The following is a 1,214-nucleotide window of genomic DNA, read 5'->3' as shown; positions in this document are numbered from 1 at the left end:
CAGCCTGCCGCCTGCCGCCTGCCACCTGCCGACCGCCGGACCACGGCCCGCGCGCGCGGTTATCGGCGGCTCCCGTGCGCGCTTAGGCTCCCGCGCGCTTACTGGTGCAGCGTCGGCCGCGGTACCACCACGCCCGCCACCGCCCGCTGACGCGGCGCCGCCGTGCCCGTCCAGCAGGTGCCGCGCCGCGACAGCAGACGCCGCAGCCACAGCTCGGTGGAGACCAGATCGGCGAGCCCGTCGAGCGGTACGGGCTCGCCCTCGGCCGCCGCGCGCAGCGCCTTGCGTACGACACGTGCCTCGATCAGGCCCGCGTCGGCCAGCAAAGGCGCGTCGAAGAGGCTGATCAGCTCGCCGACGGCGGTGCGCAGACCCGCGCGCGTGGCGGCGGCGGAACCGGCCCGGGACGTCGCGCCCCAGCCCGGCGGCAGGTCATGGATCCCGGCTCCAGCCAGGACCGTACGGAGAATCTCCGCGCGGGCGCCCGGCTGGACGCGCAGCGCCTCGGGCAGCTCGCGGCAGGCCCGTACCACCTGGTTGTCGAGGAAGGGCGCGTGCAGCCGCTGGCTGCGGATCTCCGCGGCCTGTTCGAAGACACGGTGGTCCGCGGCGTGGCGGGCCAGCGCGGCGCGGGCACGGGCCTCTCCCGGGCGCTGTAGGGAGGTGGGCCGGATCGCCGCCGCCGACAGGCGAACCGATACTTCCGCGAGCGCCTCTCCCGTCAGCCAGCGCGCGGCAGGCCCCGGCCGCGACCAGGTGAGGGCGGCCAGCGAGGCGCCCAGCGGGCCGTTCGCGGACGCGGACAGCGCGGCCCTGTTGGCCTGCGGAAGCTGGGCCGCCGCCTCTTCGAGGCCGGTGCGGTACGGCGTACGGGCCAGCCGCCGCGCCGCGCGGTACACGGTGAGCGGGATGAACAGCGAGGCGGGCGAAGGACCTTCGGCCTTGGCGAGCGCGGTGACCGGGTGCAGCAGATGGCGTCTGCGCCGGTCGAGCAGCAGATCGGCCAGGCGCGCGGGATGCGCGTCGAGCACCTCGCGGGCGCCGTCTCCGGTGAAGTGGTCGGCGCTGCCCGCGGCCAGTCGGCGCCGATGCCGGCCCGCGGTGACCAGGGAGGGCCCGGGCTCGTCCGTGAGCGGGCCTTCCAGGTCGGCGTACGGCAGGGCCTCTTCGCCCGCCGCGACGACCACATGGTGCAGCCGGGGATTGGCGGGGAG

The 1,214-nt window shown here is 76.6% G+C and carries 1 protein-coding gene; it reads right to left on the bottom strand.

What is annotated here, in order from left to right:
• Positions 1 to 98: 98 nt before the first annotated feature.
• Positions 99 to 1,214: asparagine synthase-related protein (locus GA0115259_RS38465; protein WP_237540793.1), on the bottom strand; the 1,116-nt coding region annotated here is incomplete at its 5' end.

Origin of the sequence: Streptomyces sp. MnatMP-M17 (assembly GCF_900091995.1) — a bacterium.
Classification (GTDB): Bacteria; Actinomycetota; Actinomycetes; order Streptomycetales; family Streptomycetaceae; genus Streptomyces.
This window is presented reverse-complemented; position numbering and strand designations above follow the sequence as displayed.